Consider the following 17,771-nt stretch of genomic DNA (forward strand, 5'->3'; position numbering starts at 1 on the left):
AAGCTTGCCGTACGGTCAGGCCATTGAGGGAGATGTGAATGAAAGATGTGGTTCTTGAGAAGCAGCAGAAAGCCGATATGGTTTCAGCCACCCGTGCGCATCTTGCCGAGGAATTCGACCTCGACATAGGCGCGCTTCAGGCTGAAATGCTGGTCGACAAGCTTGGTGAAATTCTTGGCCCCGTCTATTATAATCAAGGCCTTCAGGACGCGCATGCTGCGATGCTGCGCCGTATGGAAGACGCTGCCGCAGATATCGATGTTCTGGAGAAGCATGTGCCGCGCCGTCGATGACGGGGCGGCAGGCTAGAGCGTTTCCATTTAACAAGGAAACGCTCAGGCGTTCAAAATATCGCTGCTGTTGACCACAGTCACACCCTTGGCTCTCATCGCAGCAATTGCGGTTTTGATGCCCTCCGCGTCAATGCCGCGACTGGCGTCTTCGATGAAGCGCACCTTAACGCCAGGCAACATGTCGACAGCGTCGAGAGCGGAAAAACTGACGCAGTAATCCGTCGCCAATCCGCACAGGTCCAGCACCGTCACACCCTGTCGTTCCAGATAATCCGCAAGGCCTGTCGTGGCGAACTGGTCGTTGTCGCGGAAGGCGGAGTAGCTGTCCACCGCCGGGTTTTCCCCCTTCTGCTGGACGTAGTCGAACGCCTGCGCGTTCAAATCCGGGTGGAATTCAGCGTCTGCTGTGTCTTGAACGCAATGATCCGGCCACATGACCTGGGGCTTGCCGGAAAGCTCGCCCATTTCGAAAGGCTGCTTGCCCGGATGCTGGGACGCGAAAGAGCCGTGGTTTGCGGGATGCCAATCCTGCGAAGCGACGATGAGATCATATCCGCCATTGTCTATCAGCGCATTGGCAATGGGCACGATTGTGTCGCCATCCGTCACTGCGAGGTTTCCGCCTGGGCAAAACCCATTCTGGATATCGATCAAAAGCAAGGCCTTCATATTCTCTCCTCCTGGATGGCGTTGAAGATGCCAAGCGAACGGGTCGGGATCAAGCCAAAACGCAACGGCAAAAACGGGCTTCGTTAACGCCTGCCGCGACGTTGCCGCAATTATAGCCAAATCAGCATATAACCGAGCGATATCGGTGGGAAGAATCAGTTACCGTCCATAGGAAATCTCCGGCATTCGCTTTATCGAGTCGATCACGTCATGACACTCCATCACGTGTGGTAACTTGGTAAGCGACACCCAGAGAAACGCATGCAAGCTTCAAAGAACTGAGTTTTCAGGGGACTTGTAAAGACTTTGGTTACCATAATTCGGCATGCTCAAGACCTGTTAGCAGCGACGCCAGCGCAAGACGCGCCCGGCTTTCGCGATGTGAACTCGATGACCGGTGTTGTCCGGTCTTGCGTAACCGGTTTGAGTAAAATGTATCATGGCGTCATTACCCGTGGCCTGTAACGATGCGCGCCTTGGCAGCGCTTTCACCAAAAAACGCAAGCCTGGCGGCTTGAGCAAGTTGTCCGCTATGTTGGGCGGCGGCGTGCTGGCCAGCGTCTGTGCGGTTACGGCCTTTGCCTCCCTGCATGGCATGGCGCAGGCCTCCCACGGGGTGCAGCGCTTCGACAAGATGCTCGTTTCGGGTCTGGAGCGCGCGCCGCTCGACGCGGGAGAGCGCAATGTTCATATCCGCAAATTCTCCCGCCTTTCCGAAAATGGCCACGGTAGTCAGAAAGCGGTGCGCCTTGCTGCCGAACACCACATCGGTGCCAAGGCCTTTGCCGACCGCTATGGTGGAGCCGTCGCTGTAAACGCGCATGCGCAGGCAAGCATTCAGGCACTGGCAGCACTTCGCCCATCGGCAATCGTTGATTCGGCGCTGGGCCGGACGAGTGAAAACCCTGAACTGGCCATGCTGGAAACGCAGGCCAAGGAGCATCCGGCATTCGAAGTAGCTCTTGGCAAGCCTCAGACAACGACCGACGATGAAATCGATCTGCTGCCCGAGACTGTTCCGCTGCCGAGTTTCCGCCCGGAAATCGCCAGAGCGGTCGACGTAGAACCAACACCACGCCCAGCCGCACCATCTGTAGCGGAAAAGCAACTGGCGGCGGCACCTGCTTCAGCACCCGTACCTGCGCCTGTTCAACAAAGACCGGCGACCAACATGGTGGCTTTCGCACGGCCTGATAACCCGATGCGTGAAACCAAGATGGACGCCGTACCGTGGCCGGATCGCGGCAATGGCACTGCCATCTACGATATTTCCGCAGGTGTCGTTCACCTGCCGAGCGGCGAAAAGCTGGAAGCGCATTCCGGCATCGGCAAGATGCGGGACAATCCCGATTTCGTGCATGTGAAGATGCGCGGCGCTACCCCGCCTTCAAGCTATCGCTTGACGATGCGTGAGTCGCTGTTTCACGGCGTCGAGGCTATTCGTCTGACACCGGAAAGCGGCGTCAACCCGCATGGCCGTAACGGCCTTCTGGCCCACACCTACATGCTGGCCCGACGTGGCGAGTCCAACGGTTGCGTTGTCTTCAAGGACTACACACGCTTCCTGGCCGCGTTCAAGCGCGGTGAAGTCAAGCGGATCGTGGTCGTGCCGAAGCTTTCTGGACGTTCGTCGATGACGGCTTCAGGCGCAACGAAGGGCAGCGGCAAAACTCTGTTCAGCATGATGACGGGTCGCGGTACGGATTCCTGACGCTGAAGCGTTCTCATTTAACAAGGAAACGCTCTCGTTATTTCTTGCGCTGCGTCAGCACCATGCCCGCGAGGATGAGCAGCACGCCCAGCGCGCTGGCCCAGGCTTTCGGTGGTTGATCGCTGAATAGATCGAGCATCACCCCCGACACCATCTGACCACTGATGACCAGAAGTGCCGTGTTGACCGCACCGATACGCGGAACGAGCCAGCTTCCCGAAGCAATGAAAATCACCCCGATCGGTCCGCCGATGAAAGCGTACCAGGGCGCTTCCGCAGCGCCGGCTGGCAACAGACCGCCGATAATAAGGCCCAACGCCGTCAACACGATGAAGCCGACGATGTGGTTCCAGAAGGACGCAATCAGCGGGGAGTTCGACAGGCTGAGGCGACCGTTGACCTGACGGCTGAGCGCGACGAATACGCCGCCGGTAAAAGCCATGGCAATCCAGACGATCATGCGGCTCTCCCGACGAGGATGATGAGGGCGCTGCCGCCGAGGATCAGCGCGACGGCGCAAAGATCACGCGCATCGGGACGGCGTTTCGGCATGCCGAACAGACCCCAGAGATCCGCCAGCAAGCTGAAAATGACCTGACCGCCAAGCCCAAGCGCGATGGTGCCGGAGAGGGCGAGGGGCGAATTGACCGCACTTGATGTCAGCATGACGATGGCGGCACCCACGACGCCGCCGAAATAGGCCCAAAGCGGCGCTTTGGGTTTGCGCGGCTGTTCCCCCTTCGGCTTCCGGTAGAGAATGGCAAGGTATATCAGAGCCGCCACCGTTCCGGTGCCGTGAGCCGTCCATGAGGAGAAGAGCGCATTGCCGAAATGGGCGAGCATTCCGTTGAAATGCACCATCAGCGTCAAAAGGCAGCCGCTGGCAAAGGCTGCGGCTAAATGAAGTGGGTTGAGGCGCGTGTGGGTGTTTTCGTTCATGACAGGCCAAAGCTTGAGAGGGTGATTCAGCTTTAGCCGATATGTCCTTGAAGCGAAATTGAATTTCGCTGAACTGTGGACCAATGATTGGACAGTGACGGCATTTTATCGGAACCAAAAACGGCGTCGGCTGTTATCTGGTCATGAAAAAAACGACCCGCAAACCTCTGAACCGCATGACCCTTTTCGTCATATCCATTTTCATTCTGGCAATCATCGTCGCCGCAATTTATTTGATCGGGTTCACACCGGGTGAGACGTAAGGCTCGGCTTGAAGAGTGGCCCCGTTAGCCTCAGCGCTACCAACGCGTAGGGCTCGTGGCTTCATTTGAGACGTAATGGAACTTACAATCTTGCAATAAGCCAACCGAGAACCCCTGAACAAGAAGCGTGTCACCTCAAGGTAGGTTCTGTACGGCAACACGGAGACGTATCTCCATTTCGGCAGACGCAAAGCGCGAAGGCCTCGTTGAATCTGGCTCTCGGAATCCGCGTCTTGTGTGGCGCAGAGCGGATAGACGAAGGCCGATCTCAGGCCAGCAAGATATTCGAGGTCGTATGCGATATCGTAGGCCAGTCGCATAGGCACAAGCCGTGACGCGATCCACTCGGCGGCCCGACGGTTGATGATGTAGGCACCTGACCCTTTTTCCCGGGTCATGGTAATGGCGAGGGATCGACCGTCCGTAATGCGCTTGAACGGAAATTTCCGACCATTGCTGACGGTTGAGAGCCGAAGAATATCCCAATCCGTTGCATGAGATATGGCATCATCGATTGTTTTGACGAAGTCTTCTTCGAAGCTGACATCGTCTTCGAGAATGAGCGCAAAATCGGAATCGCCTTGCAGAAACGTGCGGGCGCACTCGACATGGCTCAGATAACAGCCAACCTCCGGCGGAGACGTGCGTCTTCCGTGCAGGAGCTTGTAGGAAAGCTCGCAAAATTCCGGGATGGGGAAGGTCAGCTTTCTGCCGTCTGTGGCTTCTATCCGCTGAACCGGCAAGCCAAGAGCCGAAATTTTTGAAAGCATAGCGTTGCGCCGTTTTTCAGCGCCAGCCAAGTTTATGAGGTAGACATCAAGTCTGCGTCTCGAATTGGGTAGTAGATGCACAGATTCCCCCGAACCCAAGCTGGTTGTTTGTTGGGGGATGTATTGCACGGAACTTTTTTAAAGTGAATATCCGGTTTTGTAGACCCACAGCAATTGCTACTCCATGTGGTAGAAATGCCGCCGCCTACACCCGTTCCACAAAGCCGTCCAGCACGCGCTTCTGGCCTGCTCGGTCGAAGTCGATGGTCAGCTTGTTGCCCTCGATGCTGGCGACATTGCCGTTTCCGAATTTGATGTGGAAGACGCGGTCGCCGACGAAGAACTTCGATGGAGTGTCGGCCACCGATTTCGCCACCAGTTCACCGTCGATGGTGCGGCTTTTCGGGCCGCTTTCGCCGTAACCGATCCGCTCCACCGCATGGCCTGAGCGACTGCCCCAATTGTCACGCGTGGCGTCTGACTTGTTGGCCTGTGCGCGTTTCCAGCCGGGTGTCGAGTAATTGTTGGTGAACGGGTCTGCAGCGTCGAAACGCGACTGGCCGTAGCCACCACGTCCGCCGTAACCACCGTAATTGTTGTCTGAAGCCGAAACCTCGACGTGGTTGGGCGGCAGTTCTTCGAGAAAGCGTGATGGGATCGTTGCCTGCCACAGCCCGTGGATGCGGCGGTTGGAAACGAACCAGATGTGGCAACGACGTTTGGCGCGTGTGATGCCGACATAGGCCAGCCGTCGTTCTTCTTCCAGACCGGAGCGGCCACCTTCATCCAGCGAGCGCTGGTGCGGAAACAGGCCTTCTTCCCAGCCGGGCAGGAAGACCGTTTCAAACTCCAGCCCCTTGGCGGAGTGCAACGTCATGATCGAGACAGCATCGAGCTCTGCGTTCTTTTCGGTGTCCATGACCAGCGCGACATGCTCGAGAAAGCTGCGCATGCTCTCATAGGCTTCCATGGAGCGGATGAGTTCTTTCAGGTTTTCAAGCCTGCCGGGGCCTTCTGCGGTCTTATCCGCCTGCCACATGGCGGTGTAACCGCTTTCATCCAGAATTTGCTCTGCCAGCACCGTGTGTTCGGTGTTCTCAAGCAGGGTCTGCCAGCGGCGGAAATCCTGCACGACATCGAACAGCGCCTTGCGCGCCTTGGGTTTCAACTCATCGGTTTCGATGATGTCGGCTGCGGCAGCGAGCATCGGTATGTCGCGGGCGCGGGCATAATCATGCAGGTTGCGCACGGTCGTGTCGCCAAGGCCGCGCTTGGGTGTGTTGATGATGCGCTCAAACGCCAGATCGTCGGCGGATTGGCAAACGAGGCGGAAATAGGCGAGGGCATCGCGGATTTCGAGACGTTCATAGAAGCGCGGACCGCCGATGACGCGGTAGTTGAGGCCCAGCGTGACGAATCGGTCTTCGAACTCACGCATCTGGAACGAGGCGCGCACGAGGATGGCCATGTTGTTCAGCGGATGCTTGGTGCGCTGAAGCTGTTCGATCTCTTCGCCGACAGCACGGGCTTCCTCTTCGGAATCCCAGGCTGCATGGACGACGACTTTTTCGTCATCCGGTTCGCTGCGATCCGTAAACAGGGTCTTGCCGAGACGGCCTTCATTGTGGGCAATCAGATGACCGGCCGCGCCGAGAATATGCTCGGTGGAGCGGTAGTTGCGCTCCAGCTTGATGACCTTTGCGCCGGGAAAATCCTTGTCGAAGCGAAGGATATTGTCGACCTCTGCACCGCGCCAGCCATAGATGGACTGGTCGTCGTCACCCACGCAGCAGACGTTCTGTGGCTGGCCCTTGGGGCGCTGCGCCAAAAGCCGAAGCCACATGTACTGGCAGGTGTTGGTGTCCTGGTACTCGTCCACCAGAATGTAGCGGAACTTCTGATGATATTCTTTCAGAATGTCCGGGTGGTTACGGAAAATCGTGATCGGGTGCAGCAGCAGATCGCCGAAATCGCAGGCATTCAGCGTCTTCAGCCGGGCCTGATAGGCGGCGTAGAGTTCGCGGCCCTTGCCATTGGCAAAGGCACGGCTGTCACCTTCCGGAATTTCGGGCGGCGTCAGCCCCTTGTTCTTCCAGCCATCGATCATGCCGGCAAACTGCTTTGCGGGCCAGCGCTTGTCATCCAGACCTTCGGCCTGAATGAGCTGCTTCAAAAGCCGAACCACATCATCGGTGTCGAGAATGGTGAAATCGGATTTGAGGCCCATTAGCTCCGCGTGGCGACGCAGCAGTTTGACGCCAATGGAGTGGAAGGTGCCGAGCCATGGCATGCCCTCGACGGCACCACCGACGAGAACGCCGATACGTTCCTTCATCTCGCGTGCGGCCTTGTTGGTAAAGGTCACGGCGAGAATCTGGCTGGGATAGACGCGGCCAGTTGCGAGAATATGGGCGATGCGGGTGGTCAGCACCCGCGTCTTGCCGGTGCCAGCACCGGCCAGAACCAGAACAGGGCCTTCCAGAGTTTCGACGGCTTCACGCTGTTCCGGGTTAAGGCCTGCCAGATAATCGGACGTAGCACGCCCTTTATCACGCGCTGCCATGGCCTGCGCGGCAATGCCCAAACCACCAGCAGCAGGAGGTGCAGCAGGCTGGCGGCGTGGCTCGGAAGGTTCCTCATCGAAGAACGGCATATCGTCGAAACTGTTACTCATGGGGCCCAATGTAGTGATTCGGGGCGGAAAGGCCAGAACCGTGTTCTGCTTTTATTCCGGTATCAACCGGCAAAACGCCTATTCCAAGGCATTTTCACCTTGGTGCTGCGTCCGCATCGAATGCGGCATCGACTGGAAGTTGCAACGCGACCGCGAGCTGGTTGGTCTTGCCGGCAAGCGCGATGACACGCATCAGGTCGGCGTGCTGTTCCTTCGTCATACCCTTTGCTTTTGCTGCGGCCGTATGGGAATGGGCGCAATAGGAGCAGCCGTTGGTAACGGATACTGCGATGTAGAGCATTTCTTTGACGACAGGATCGAGCGCCGAGGGCGTGGCCATCACCGCTTTGACCTCGCCCCAGGTCTTTTCCAGAAGGTCGGGATCGAAGGCGAGATAGAGCCACATATTGTTGATGAAATCGGATTTTCGCGTCGTGCGGATATCATCGAACACGGCTTTGACGCGCGGGTCGGCTTCCGGATTCTGGGATTTCGAAACGGTACTCATCTTTAACCTCCTCCAATATGAGAATGAGCCGGGTTGAACTTTGCTTGGCCCTGGCAACCAATGTACAGGTTATATTGTTATTAACGGCGCGTTCAGGTTCTGTTTTAGAAAAGCGTCGCAAATTACAATTATGTAAGAAACGGATTTGTGCGTTGCGTTGTTTATGGCCAGCAAACATAGTGCCGTGCAATCTAGAAGCGGCCGCAATTCGTGAAATGCAGCGGTGACGGGTATCAATTCGGAGAAGTGTATGCGGGTTTGGAAGCAGGTTGGTGTCAGTCTGGCTGTGTTGGGCGCTGGTGTCTGTCTATGGGCGTTCACGTCCACGGACGGCAGAAGCGTGCTTGCCAAAGCGGGCCTTGTCAGCGCTGAAACACCTGCTGCCCAGTCTGCCGGTTCGGCACCTGCTGGCGGCGCGCCACGCGGGCAGGGTGGTGGCAGAGGCAACAGCGCCACGCTGGTCTCACTTGCGCCGGTCAAGACAGGGACGGTCAATGACCGCATGAACGCTATCGGCAATGGCGAGGCCATCCAGTCCGTGGTTGTCACGCCGCAGGCGTCCGGCCTGATTTCCGAAATTCTCGTTTCCTCCGGCCAGAGCGTCAAAAAGGGCGAGGTGCTGGCGCGGCTGGATGATGACGAACAGCTTATCGAGCGTGAAAAAGCACAGGTCGCCTTGAGAAGTGCGGTCGAAAAATCGACCTCCTACCGCAACCTGCGTTCCGTGGCACGGCTGGACGTGCTGGATGCGCAGATTGCCGAAGAAGCTGCAAAGCTGGCGGTCAGCACGGCTGAGCTGAATTTCAAGCGTCGCAATATCGTTGCGCCCATCGATGGCATTGCCGGTATTGTCGCCATCAACATCGGTGACAACGCAACGACACAGACCAGCATCGTCAGCATTGATGATCGCACCAAAATCCTCGTCAATTTCTGGGCACCGGAGCGTTTCACCACGGCCATCAAGGTCGGCATGCCGGTGGAGGCGACCTCGATTTCGCGTCCCGGCGAGACGTTCAAGGGTCAGGTCGAAGCCATAGACAACCGCGTCGATGAGGCAAGCCGTACGATTCGTGTGCGCGCCGTGTTCGATAACGCCAATGATACCCTGCGCGCGGGCATGTCCTTTGCCGTGACCATGGGCTTTACCGGTGAAAACTTCCCGTCTGTCGATCCACTGGCCGTGCAGTGGGATGCCGAAGGCTCTTATGTCTGGCGCGTCAAGGATGACAAGTCGCATAAGGTGCGTGTTCAGGTGGTCCAGCGCAACCCGGATTCCGTGCTGGTGAAAGCGGAACTGGCCCAGGATGATCCCATTGTCATAGAAGGCTTGCAGCGTGTGCGTGAGGGTGGGGCGGTTCGCACTGCTGGCCAGAAGAAAGCACCGGAGGTCGCCAGCCGATGACAGCGCAGACGCCTCCCGGTGGAAATGACTCCAAACTCGCTTTTACGGCGCTCTTCGTCCGGCGTCCCATTCTTGCTGCGGTCATCAATACGCTTCTGGTGGTTGCCGGTCTTGCTGCTCTTGTGGGCGTCGATGTGCGCGAGTTGCCGGACGTGGACCGTCCCGTCATCACCGTGCGCACGACCTATGACGGCGCATCGCCGCAGACCATCGACCAGGAAGTAACGCAGACCATCGAAGGTGCTGTGGCACGCGTCAGTGGTGTGAAATCCATCTCCTCTGCATCGCAGTTCGGCACCAGCCGCGTGACGATGGAATTCAACGACAATGTCGATATTGCCGTCGCCTCCAACGATGTGCGCGATGCCATAGGTCGCATCACCAACCAGATGCCTGATGATGCCGACGAGCCGCAGATCATCAAGGCCGATTCCGATAGCCAGCCCATCATGCGTCTGGCCGTCACCTCCTCCAGCCTCAGCATGGAAGACCTGACCAAGCTTGTCGATGACGAGATCATCGACCGTCTGGCCGCCGTGGATGGCGTCGCCGACGTGGAGCTTTCCGGCGACCAGGAAAAGGTTTTCCGTATCGATCTCGATCAGGGCGCGCTTGCCAGCCGCGGGCTGACCGTGACGGATGTTTCCAATGCGCTGGGCACCGCTGCACTGGACGTTCCGGCGGGCTCTCTCAAAAGCTCGACACAGGATATCGTGGTCCGTGCGACCGCCAGCCTGACGACACCTGCCGAATTCGAAAATCTCATCGTCAAGGACCGCGTGCGCCTTCGGGATGTGGCCAGCGTCATGCTGGGTGCGGATGATGAAACCACCTCGCTCCGCTCAAACGGAGTGCAGGGCGTCGGTCTCGGTGTCATTCGTCAGGCGCAATCGAACACGCTGAACATTTCGACTGGGGTAAAAGCCGCCGTTGCAGCGATGGCACCCAACCTGCCGGAAAACACCCGCATCGTCATTACCAGCGATGACGCGGTGTTCATCGAAGGCGCATTGCACGAGGTGCAGCTTGCGCTTGGTCTTTCCGCTCTCATCGTCGTTGTGGTTCTGTATCTTTTCTTCCGCGACTGGCGCGCCACGCTCATTCCGGCCATCACCATGCCGGTTGCCTTGATCGGTACGATTGTCGCGATCTACATGGTCGGTTTCTCGATCAATATTCTGACGCTTCTCGCCATCGTTCTAGCCACGGGTCTGGTGGTGGACGACGCGATCGTCGTGTTGGAAAACATTGTGCGCCGCCGGGCCGAAGGCATGGGGCCACGCGCGGCCGCCGTTCTCGGCACCCAGGAGGTTTTCTTTGCGGTCATCGCCACGACGGCAACGCTCGCCGCCGTGTTCATTCCGCTGTCTTTCCTGCCCGGTCAATTGGGTGGCCTGTTTCGTGAATTCGGCTTCGTGCTGGCTTTTGCGGTTGGCCTCTCCTCTATCGTTGCGCTCACGCTGTGCCCGATGCTGGCATCGCGCATGCTGAAAAACGGCGTTCAGGAACAGACAGGGCCGCTGGCCTGGTTCGGAAAACTGTTTGCTTCGACCTATAAGAGCACGCTGTCTGCCTGCCTCAACAATCCATTGATCGTCGTCATCGTCGCACTCGCTTTTGCGGGCGTGTCTTGGATTGCGTTCGGCATGGTGCAGAACGAATTGACGCCGCGCGAAGACCGCTCTTCGGTGGTGTTGCGCGTTACCGCCCCACAGGGCGTCAGCCTTGAATACACGCGCGATCAGCTACAGCGCATCGAAGAAAACCTGCAGCCGCTGCGTGACAATGGTGAAATCCGCAATATTTATTCGATCACTGGCATGAACGGTTCCGCCAATACCGGCTTCGTGGTGTTAACCCTGGCTCCATGGGCGGACCGCGAGCGGACCCAGAACCAGATTGCCCAGGACGTGAATGCCGCCGCGCAGACTGTGCCGGGCCTTCGCGCCTCAGCGTCTCAGCCCAACAGCCTGCGCATTCGTGGTGCGGGCAACGGTCTCAGCATGGCGATGATCGGCACCAACTATCAGGCGCTGACCGAATCCACTCAGAAGCTTCTTCTTGCGATGGAAGAAAGCGGCCTGTTCGACACACCACGTTTCGACAATGAGCCGAACCAGGCGCAATTGTCCGTCTCCATCGATCGCGAGCGGGCTTCCGATCTCGGCATTGATATCACCGGACTTTCGCACGCCATGCAATCGCTGCTCGAAGGTCGTTCCATCGTTGATGTCTTCGTGGATGGCGATGCGATCCCCGTGCGACTGCTGTCGTCCACGCGCCCCATCAACGATCCGACCGATCTCGAAAACATCTTCCTCAAAGCCAAAGACGGGCGGATGGTGCCGATGTCGGTGATCGCGTCCCTGAAGGAAACAGCCGTTTCGCCGCAGCTCAACCGCGAGCAGCAGCTACCATCCGTCGGCTTTACCGCAAACCTTAAGGAAGGTGTGTCGCTGGGCGATGCCGTTGCCAAGGTCAACGAACTGGCGGGCTCCATCATGCCAGCAGGCGCGCGTCTCTTGCCTCTGGGTGAAGCGGCGACATTGCAGGAAAACTCCAGCGGCATGCTGCTGACCTTCGGCTTTGCCATTGCCATCATCTTCCTTGTGCTGGCGGCGCAGTTCGAGAGCGTTTTGAGTTCCGTCATCATCATGTCGACGGTTCCGCTCGGACTGGCCTGCGCGGTCATCGCCTTGCTGTTCACCGGCTCCAGCCTCAATGTTTACAGCCAGATCGGCCTTGTGCTTCTGGTCGGCGTCATGGCGAAGAACGGTATTCTGATCGTGGAATTCGCCAACCATCTGCGCGACCAGGGGGCGACGGTTCGCGAGGCGATCGACAAGGCTTGCAGCATTCGTCTACGCCCTGTCATGATGACCATGATCGCCACCATTCTGGGCGGTGTTCCCTTGGTTCTTGCGCAAGGTGCCGGTGCCGAAGCGCGTATCGCGCTTGGCTGGGTCATCGTCGGTGGTCTGGGTTTTGCGACATTGGTCACGCTTTACATCACGCCGGTGTCCTACCTTCTACTGGCACGTTTTGCCAAGCCACAGGCGGATGCGGAAATCCGTCTGCACCGCGAGCTGGAGACGGCCATTCGCCGCAGGGCGATCGAGGAAGACAAACCGCTGCTGGCCGCAGAATGATGTGCTCCTAAGCACTCCATTCTCGAAACGGCAGTGCTGGACAAACACAAGGTCGTGTCACATACCAACCGGGCTTACCTTCAATGGTGAGTCCGGTTTTGCATTGTGTTGGAGAAAATCATGGCTTTGAAGGATGTCGTCTCTGGAACGAGAAACGAGGCGGGTATTGCCGCCGTTCTCGAAGTTCTGAAACAACAATTGGGCGACAAGCTTCAAACCGGCCAGTCCTTTCGCGAGCAGCATGCCCACACGACGACATATCTGACCACGCAATTGCCAGACGGCGTGGTCTTTGCCGAGACCACCGATGATGTGAAAGCCGTGGTCAAAGCCTGTGCACAGCACAAGGTTCCCGTGATTGCCTTTGGCGTCGGTTCCTCGCTTGAGGGGCAGGTCAACGCACCCAGAGGCGGCATTTCGGTCGATTTCACCCGCATGAACCGCATCATCGCCGTCAATGCCGAAGATCTGGACGTCACCGTCGAGCCCGGCGTGACACGAGAGCAGCTCAACACCTATCTGCGTGATACAGGCCTGTTCTTCCCCATTGATCCCGGTGCCAATGCCTCCATCGGTGGCATGGCCTCCACCCGCGCTTCCGGCACCAATGCCGTGCGCTATGGCACGATGAAGGACAACGTGCTGGCCTTGACGGTGGTTACGGCCAATGGCGAGGAGATCCGCACCGGTCGGCGCGCGCGCAAATCCTCTGCCGGTTATGATCTGACCCGGCTTTTCGTCGGCGCGGAAGGCACGCTTGGGCTTATCACGTCAGTGACACTGCGCCTGCAAGGCATTCCCGAAAAGATTGCTGGAGGTGTCTGCACCTTCGATACGGTCAAGTCTGCCTGCGATGCGGTTATTATGACCGTGCAGATGGGCATTCCAGTTGCGCGGATAGAGCTTCTCGATGCGGTGCAGATTCGCGCCTGCAATGCCTATTCGGGGCTTTCCTATGAAGAAAAGCCGACGCTGTTTCTGGAATTTCACGGTACGGAAGAAACGACAGCGCTGCAATCTCAGCAGTTTTCCGACATCGTGGAGGAATGCGGCGGCAGCGAATTTCGCTGGACGAGCGACGCGCAGGAGCGCGCCAAGCTGTGGAAAGCCCGCCATGATGCTTACTGGGCATCCAAGGCGCTGGCACCACATCTCGATGTCCTGTCGACAGATGTCTGTGTGCCGATTTCCCGCTTTGCGGAATGCGTAACGCAGACGCAGCAGGATATCATCGATAACAGCATGCTCGCGCCGATCGTCGGTCATGCGGGCGACGGGAACTTCCACGTTCTTGTGCTGTTCGATGGCAAGGATGCTGCAAGTGTTGCCAACACCGAAGCTTTCGTGGCGCGGCTGAACCGGCGCGCGATCAGCATGGATGGCACATGTACCGGCGAACACGGCATAGGGCAGGGCAAGATGAGCTTTCTGGCAGAGGAGGTCGGAAATGCGCTGGATACGATGGTTGCCATCAAGCGGTCACTTGATCCGGATAACATCTTTAATCCGGGCAAGCTTTTTCGCGTCGATAATGCTTAGGAATGTGACGTGAAACCTGAAATGGCGCTTGCTCTGTCAGGGAAAAAAGATAGTTTTCATCGTCGGTTAAGGGAGACGCGAAGTCGTGCTCGGACGCATATTGGTTATTCTGGGCGGACTGTTGGTCGTAGCGCTGTTTGCAGCGCTGCTTATACCCTATTTCATCGACTGGACGGATTTTCGACGTAACTTCGAAGATCAGGCGAGCCGTATCATCGGCAAGAAGGTCGTCGTCCACGGGCGTGTCGAGGCGCGTTTGCTGCCGTTCCCTTCCGTGACCATGCATGACGTGCGCGCCGGTATGGATGCCGATGGTTCGCCGCAAATTCAGGTTGCTCGTTTCTCCATGGATGCGGAGCTTGCGCCTTTCCTGTCGGGCGAAGCGCGCATCTTCGACATGCGCATCGAAGAGCCGAAGGCCAAGATCAGGCTTTTGAAGGACGGCACGCTGGATTGGACCCGCGGAAGCCGTGCGGTCATTCCTGCAAAAACCGTCGTTCTGGAAAATGTCAGCATCGAAGGCGGGCAGATCGAATTCATCGACGAGCAATCCGGCCGCAACCGTACCGTTACGGGGCTAACGGCCGATATGTCGGCAAAGTCTCTCGCCGGTCCATGGCGGGCGGATGGCCGGGCGGCAGTCGATGGCCATGCCGGTTCGTTTTCTCTTTCCAGCAGCGAGCCGGATTCTGCCGCCGGGCGCATGGGACTTCGCCTTCGCATGTTGCCGGATGAGCATCCTGTCGAGATCGATCTCGATGGTGCCATCGCCGCAACGGAAGGCCGTCCGGTCTATAGCGGCTCGTTCACTTTCAATTTTCGCCAGGACGACAAGCAGAAGCAGCAGAATGCCCAGCCGATGGTTTCAGCGCCGCGCACCCGCGGCAGCTTCGAGCTGACCAATGGCCGTGTACGCGTGCCAAGCTATCGTATGGAGTTGGGCGGCACTGAAAACCCTTACGTCATCACCGGTGAAGCAACGCTCGACACGGGTACCGCGCCTGAGTTTCTGTTGACGGCCGATGGCCAGCAGATCGATTTCAACCGTTTTGCGCCAGCACCCGTACAGACGGGCAAGACGTCACGCGTGCCGACGGTTCCCGTGCGTCAGCGCATCGAGGCCTTTGCAAGCCTGATTGCCCGCATTCCGGTGCCGCAGGTTCCCGGCAAGGCCAGCATTCGGCTTCCAGCGCTTGTCTCGGATGACACGACAATCCGCGATATCCGACTGGATGTTCGACCCAATGGTGCAGGCTGGCAGGTTGAAAATGCGGTTGCCGTGCTGCCCGGTCGCACACAGCTCGAGGCAAAGGGTTCTCTGACGCTGACCGGTGGTCCGGCGTTCAATGGCGATCTGCTGGTTGCGTCCAATCAACCATCCGGTCTTGCCAACTGGCTTTCCGGCACGGTCGATCCGGCGATCCGGCAACTGAACGCCGCCGGCTTTTCGTCCACGGTGTCGTTGACGACGCAGGCGCAGCGGTTCGAAAATCTGGAGCTTGCCATCGGGCAGGCGACACTCCACGGGCGTTTGGAGCGCCAGTCAATCGACAAGGGTGCAAGTATCGATATCGATCTTGCCGGTGACGAGATCGATATCGATGCCTTGCGGGCGCTCGGCGGTCTCGTGCTTGGCGATCAGGTCGGTAGCTCGATCATGGACCACCGCATTGCGGCAAAGTTCAAGGCCGACCGTTTCAATATGGCGGGTGTGACCGCCAACCGCGTGGAAACCGCCTTCACCATGGCAGGCGGCGTGCTATCTCTAGACACGATGACGGCAGGGGACATTGCTGGTGCGGAAGTGCGCGCCAAAGGCCAGTTGAAAGGCTCCCTCAAGGAGTTTGCGGGCAAGGGCACCGTCAATCTTCACGCGACGGACATGCAGCCGGTTTTCGATTTGCTGCGCCAGAAGTTGCCATCCCATCCGGCCCTGGATCGTCTCGTCAGAAGCGCGCCCTGGTACGCGAATTCCGATATCGCGGTGGACCTCTCGGTCGATAGCAATGCGGGCGGGGCTAACGCGGCCGTATCCGGCACCATCAACGGTAGCCGTGTTTCCGCCGTGGCCAAGCTGCCCGACGTTCTCTCTGACAATGATGATACGGCGCTGACGCTGGAAGCGGTGTTGAAGAACCAGTCGACAGCCATTCTCTTCGGACAGGCCGGACTTGATCCATTGCCATTCGATGCAGACGGCGAGGGGCTGTTGTCGCTGAAGCTCAACGGTTCGCTGGGCTCGCCGGTGCAGACCGATTTCCGGTTCTCGACGGAGCGCACGCATTTTTCCGCGAATGGAAGTTTCTCTCTGAAGGCCGCGAATTTCGCCGAAGGTAACGCGGACGTCGCGCTGGAAAGCGCCGATATCGAGCCTTATCTCATCATGAACGCGGTCGGTCTGCCGCAACTGGGTGGTGGCATGTCGACCAAGGCCAATGCCAAGCTTTCCGTAGACAAAGCCAAAGCCACTTTCGCCAATCTTTCGGGGCAGGCGGGCGGAAACGCTTTTTCCGGCAATATGTCCGTCCTGAAGGCCGCTCCCTACAAGGTGACGGGCGATCTGTCGCTGAATAACATCGATCTTGCCTGGCTGGGTGATACGATTTACGGGCCTGTCATCGACCCGGAAACCGGCGCGCTCAGCGCTAAGCCGGTTTCGCTCCCGGCCTTTCCTAAGCTCGACGCTTCAGTGAACGTCAAAGCCGCCAATTTCGACACGGGTTCTTTTGGTACTGCCACCGGTCTGTCCTTTGCGTTCAACCATGCAAACGGGATGCTATCGCTTGATAATATGGCGGGCGACTGGATGGGCGGCAAAGTTTCCGGTCGCCTGTCCATGGCGACGGGCGAGGGTGCTGGCATCTTCCGCACCAAGATTGCCGTTTCCGCCGCCAACCCTGAATCCGTCATGTGGAAGAGCGGCGAGACACCTGTCGCAGGCGGCCGTTTCGCTTTGGATCTGACAGCGGAAGCGACAGGCAAGAGCATGAGCGAGCTTCTGTCTTCGGCAGGCGGTTCAGGTGAAATCCGCACTAGCGGGCTGGTTCTGCGCGGGTTGAACCAGGCTGCGTTCCAGCCGTGGCTCAAGGCGGCAAACGACATTCAAGGCCCGATCGATGCCGCGAAGGTTCGCCCTCTGGTCGACGCTGAACTCTGGAAGGGCGAAATCCCGCTGGGTGAAGTCGCAATGCCGTTTACACTGGGCGATGGAAGTCTGCGTATGCAGAGCGTCTCGGCCACGACACCGCAGCTGTCTTTCAATGGCGATCTTGATCTCGATCTCGCAGGAGACACGATGACAGGCGGCATAGATCTGCTGTTCAATCCCGGTACGGAAGAACTGGCAGGTGCTGAACCCTCGATCCGGCTGAACTACACAGGCCCGTTGGCTAAGCCCGCGCTGACAACCGATGTCTCGGGTTTGACGGCGTATCTTTCCATGCGGTCCTTCGAGCGCGAACGCCGCCGCGTCGAGGCATTGCAGGCCAGCATTATGGAAAAGCAACGCCTGCGCCGCGAAGTAGCACTCTACCGCTTCCAGGCAACCGAACGGCAGGCTGCACTTGAACGTGCGGCGGCTGCGGAGCAGACGCGCAAGCAGGAAGAAGAACGTTTGCGCGCAATGGCGCAAGAACGACTCGAGGCCGAAAAAGCATCTCAGGAACGATTGAAGCGTCAGCAGGAAGCACAGCCCAAACCGCAACCCGACCCGGTGCTGACCGTCCCGCCAACCGGCGATCTCTTCCGCCAGCCCTCTCCGCCATCTGGTTCACCGTCACCTTGATTGGTTGAAGACGGTCACGGTTGAAGATGGTCGGGGCTGCGGGGTTATTTCCCGGCCAGCTTTGAGC

The 17,771-nt window shown here is 58.3% G+C and carries 12 protein-coding genes; 6 read left to right on the forward strand and 6 right to left on the reverse strand.

The window, feature by feature from the left end:
- Positions 1 to 38 precede the first annotated feature (38 nt).
- The gene (locus tag CPJ18_RS07915) at positions 39 to 293 is read left to right on the forward strand and encodes a DUF2164 domain-containing protein (RefSeq protein WP_077117363.1); all 255 of its coding nucleotides are present in this window, start codon (positions 39 to 41) and stop codon (positions 291 to 293) included.
- 42 nt (positions 294 to 335) lie between these two features.
- Here the strand turns inward: CPJ18_RS07915 and pncA are convergent, their stop codons facing one another.
- The gene (gene pncA / locus CPJ18_RS07920) at positions 336 to 962 is read right to left on the reverse strand and encodes a bifunctional nicotinamidase/pyrazinamidase (RefSeq protein WP_103657655.1); all 627 of its coding nucleotides are present in this window, start codon (positions 960 to 962) and stop codon (positions 336 to 338) included.
- Between the two features lie 439 nt (positions 963 to 1,401).
- On the opposite strand from pncA, the gene CPJ18_RS07925 reads away from it, so the two are divergent.
- The gene (locus CPJ18_RS07925; RefSeq protein WP_103657656.1) at positions 1,402 to 2,673 is read left to right on the forward strand and encodes a DUF2778 domain-containing protein; all 1,272 of its coding nucleotides are present in this window, start codon (positions 1,402 to 1,404) and stop codon (positions 2,671 to 2,673) included.
- Between the two features lie 37 nt (positions 2,674 to 2,710).
- Here CPJ18_RS07925 and CPJ18_RS07930 read toward each other — a convergent pair whose 3' ends face one another.
- The 5 genes from CPJ18_RS07930 to CPJ18_RS07950 form a co-directional block, all read right to left on the reverse strand.
- Positions 2,711 to 3,133 carry a DMT family transporter gene (locus CPJ18_RS07930; RefSeq protein ID WP_103657657.1) on the reverse strand — a complete coding sequence of 141 codons (423 nt, stop codon included), beginning with the start codon at positions 3,131 to 3,133 and terminating at the stop codon, positions 2,711 to 2,713.
- Entirely contained in the window at positions 3,130 to 3,612 is a 483-nt protein-coding gene (locus CPJ18_RS07935) for a DMT family transporter (protein ID WP_103657658.1), read from the reverse strand. Before CPJ18_RS07935 ends, CPJ18_RS07930 begins: the two co-directional genes overlap by 4 nt.
- A 229-nt stretch (positions 3,613 to 3,841) precedes the next feature.
- Positions 3,842 to 4,726 carry a glycosyltransferase family 25 protein gene (locus tag CPJ18_RS07940; RefSeq protein WP_103657659.1) on the reverse strand — a complete coding sequence of 295 codons (885 nt, stop codon included), beginning with the start codon at positions 4,724 to 4,726 and terminating at the stop codon, positions 3,842 to 3,844.
- A 124-nt stretch (positions 4,727 to 4,850) separates the two neighbouring features.
- On the reverse strand, positions 4,851 to 7,319 hold the full coding sequence (locus CPJ18_RS07945; protein ID WP_103657660.1) for an ATP-dependent helicase: 2,469 nt from the start codon (positions 7,317 to 7,319) through the stop codon (positions 4,851 to 4,853).
- A gap of 94 nt (positions 7,320 to 7,413) precedes the next feature.
- Positions 7,414 to 7,827: a carboxymuconolactone decarboxylase family protein gene (locus CPJ18_RS07950; RefSeq protein WP_103657661.1), complete on the reverse strand. Its 414-nt coding sequence runs from the start codon at positions 7,825 to 7,827 to the stop codon at positions 7,414 to 7,416.
- 250 nt (positions 7,828 to 8,077) lie between these two features.
- Between CPJ18_RS07950 and CPJ18_RS07955 the strand changes: the two genes are divergently transcribed.
- The 4 genes from CPJ18_RS07955 (at position 8,078) to CPJ18_RS07970 (ending at position 17,704) form a co-directional block, all read left to right on the forward strand.
- Entirely contained in the window at positions 8,078 to 9,232 is a 1,155-nt protein-coding gene (locus tag CPJ18_RS07955) for an efflux RND transporter periplasmic adaptor subunit (protein ID WP_103657662.1), read from the forward strand.
- Complete coding sequence (locus CPJ18_RS07960; RefSeq protein ID WP_077117349.1) at positions 9,229 to 12,381, forward strand: efflux RND transporter permease subunit; 3,153 nt, start codon at positions 9,229 to 9,231, stop codon at positions 12,379 to 12,381. The genes CPJ18_RS07955 and CPJ18_RS07960 overlap by 4 nt, the downstream gene beginning before the upstream one ends.
- Before the next feature lie 120 nt (positions 12,382 to 12,501).
- Positions 12,502 to 13,920, forward strand: a complete 1,419-nt coding sequence (locus tag CPJ18_RS07965; protein WP_103657663.1) for an FAD-binding oxidoreductase — start codon at positions 12,502 to 12,504, stop codon at positions 13,918 to 13,920.
- Positions 13,921 to 14,005: 85 nt separating this feature from the next.
- Positions 14,006 to 17,704 (forward strand): AsmA family protein, encoded by a 3,699-nt coding sequence (locus CPJ18_RS07970; RefSeq protein ID WP_103657664.1) that lies wholly within the window; start codon positions 14,006 to 14,008, stop codon positions 17,702 to 17,704.
- Positions 17,705 to 17,771 lie beyond the last annotated feature (67 nt).

This window comes from Agrobacterium rosae (genome assembly GCF_002915175.1).
GTDB lineage: Bacteria > Pseudomonadota > Alphaproteobacteria > Rhizobiales > Rhizobiaceae > Agrobacterium > Agrobacterium rosae.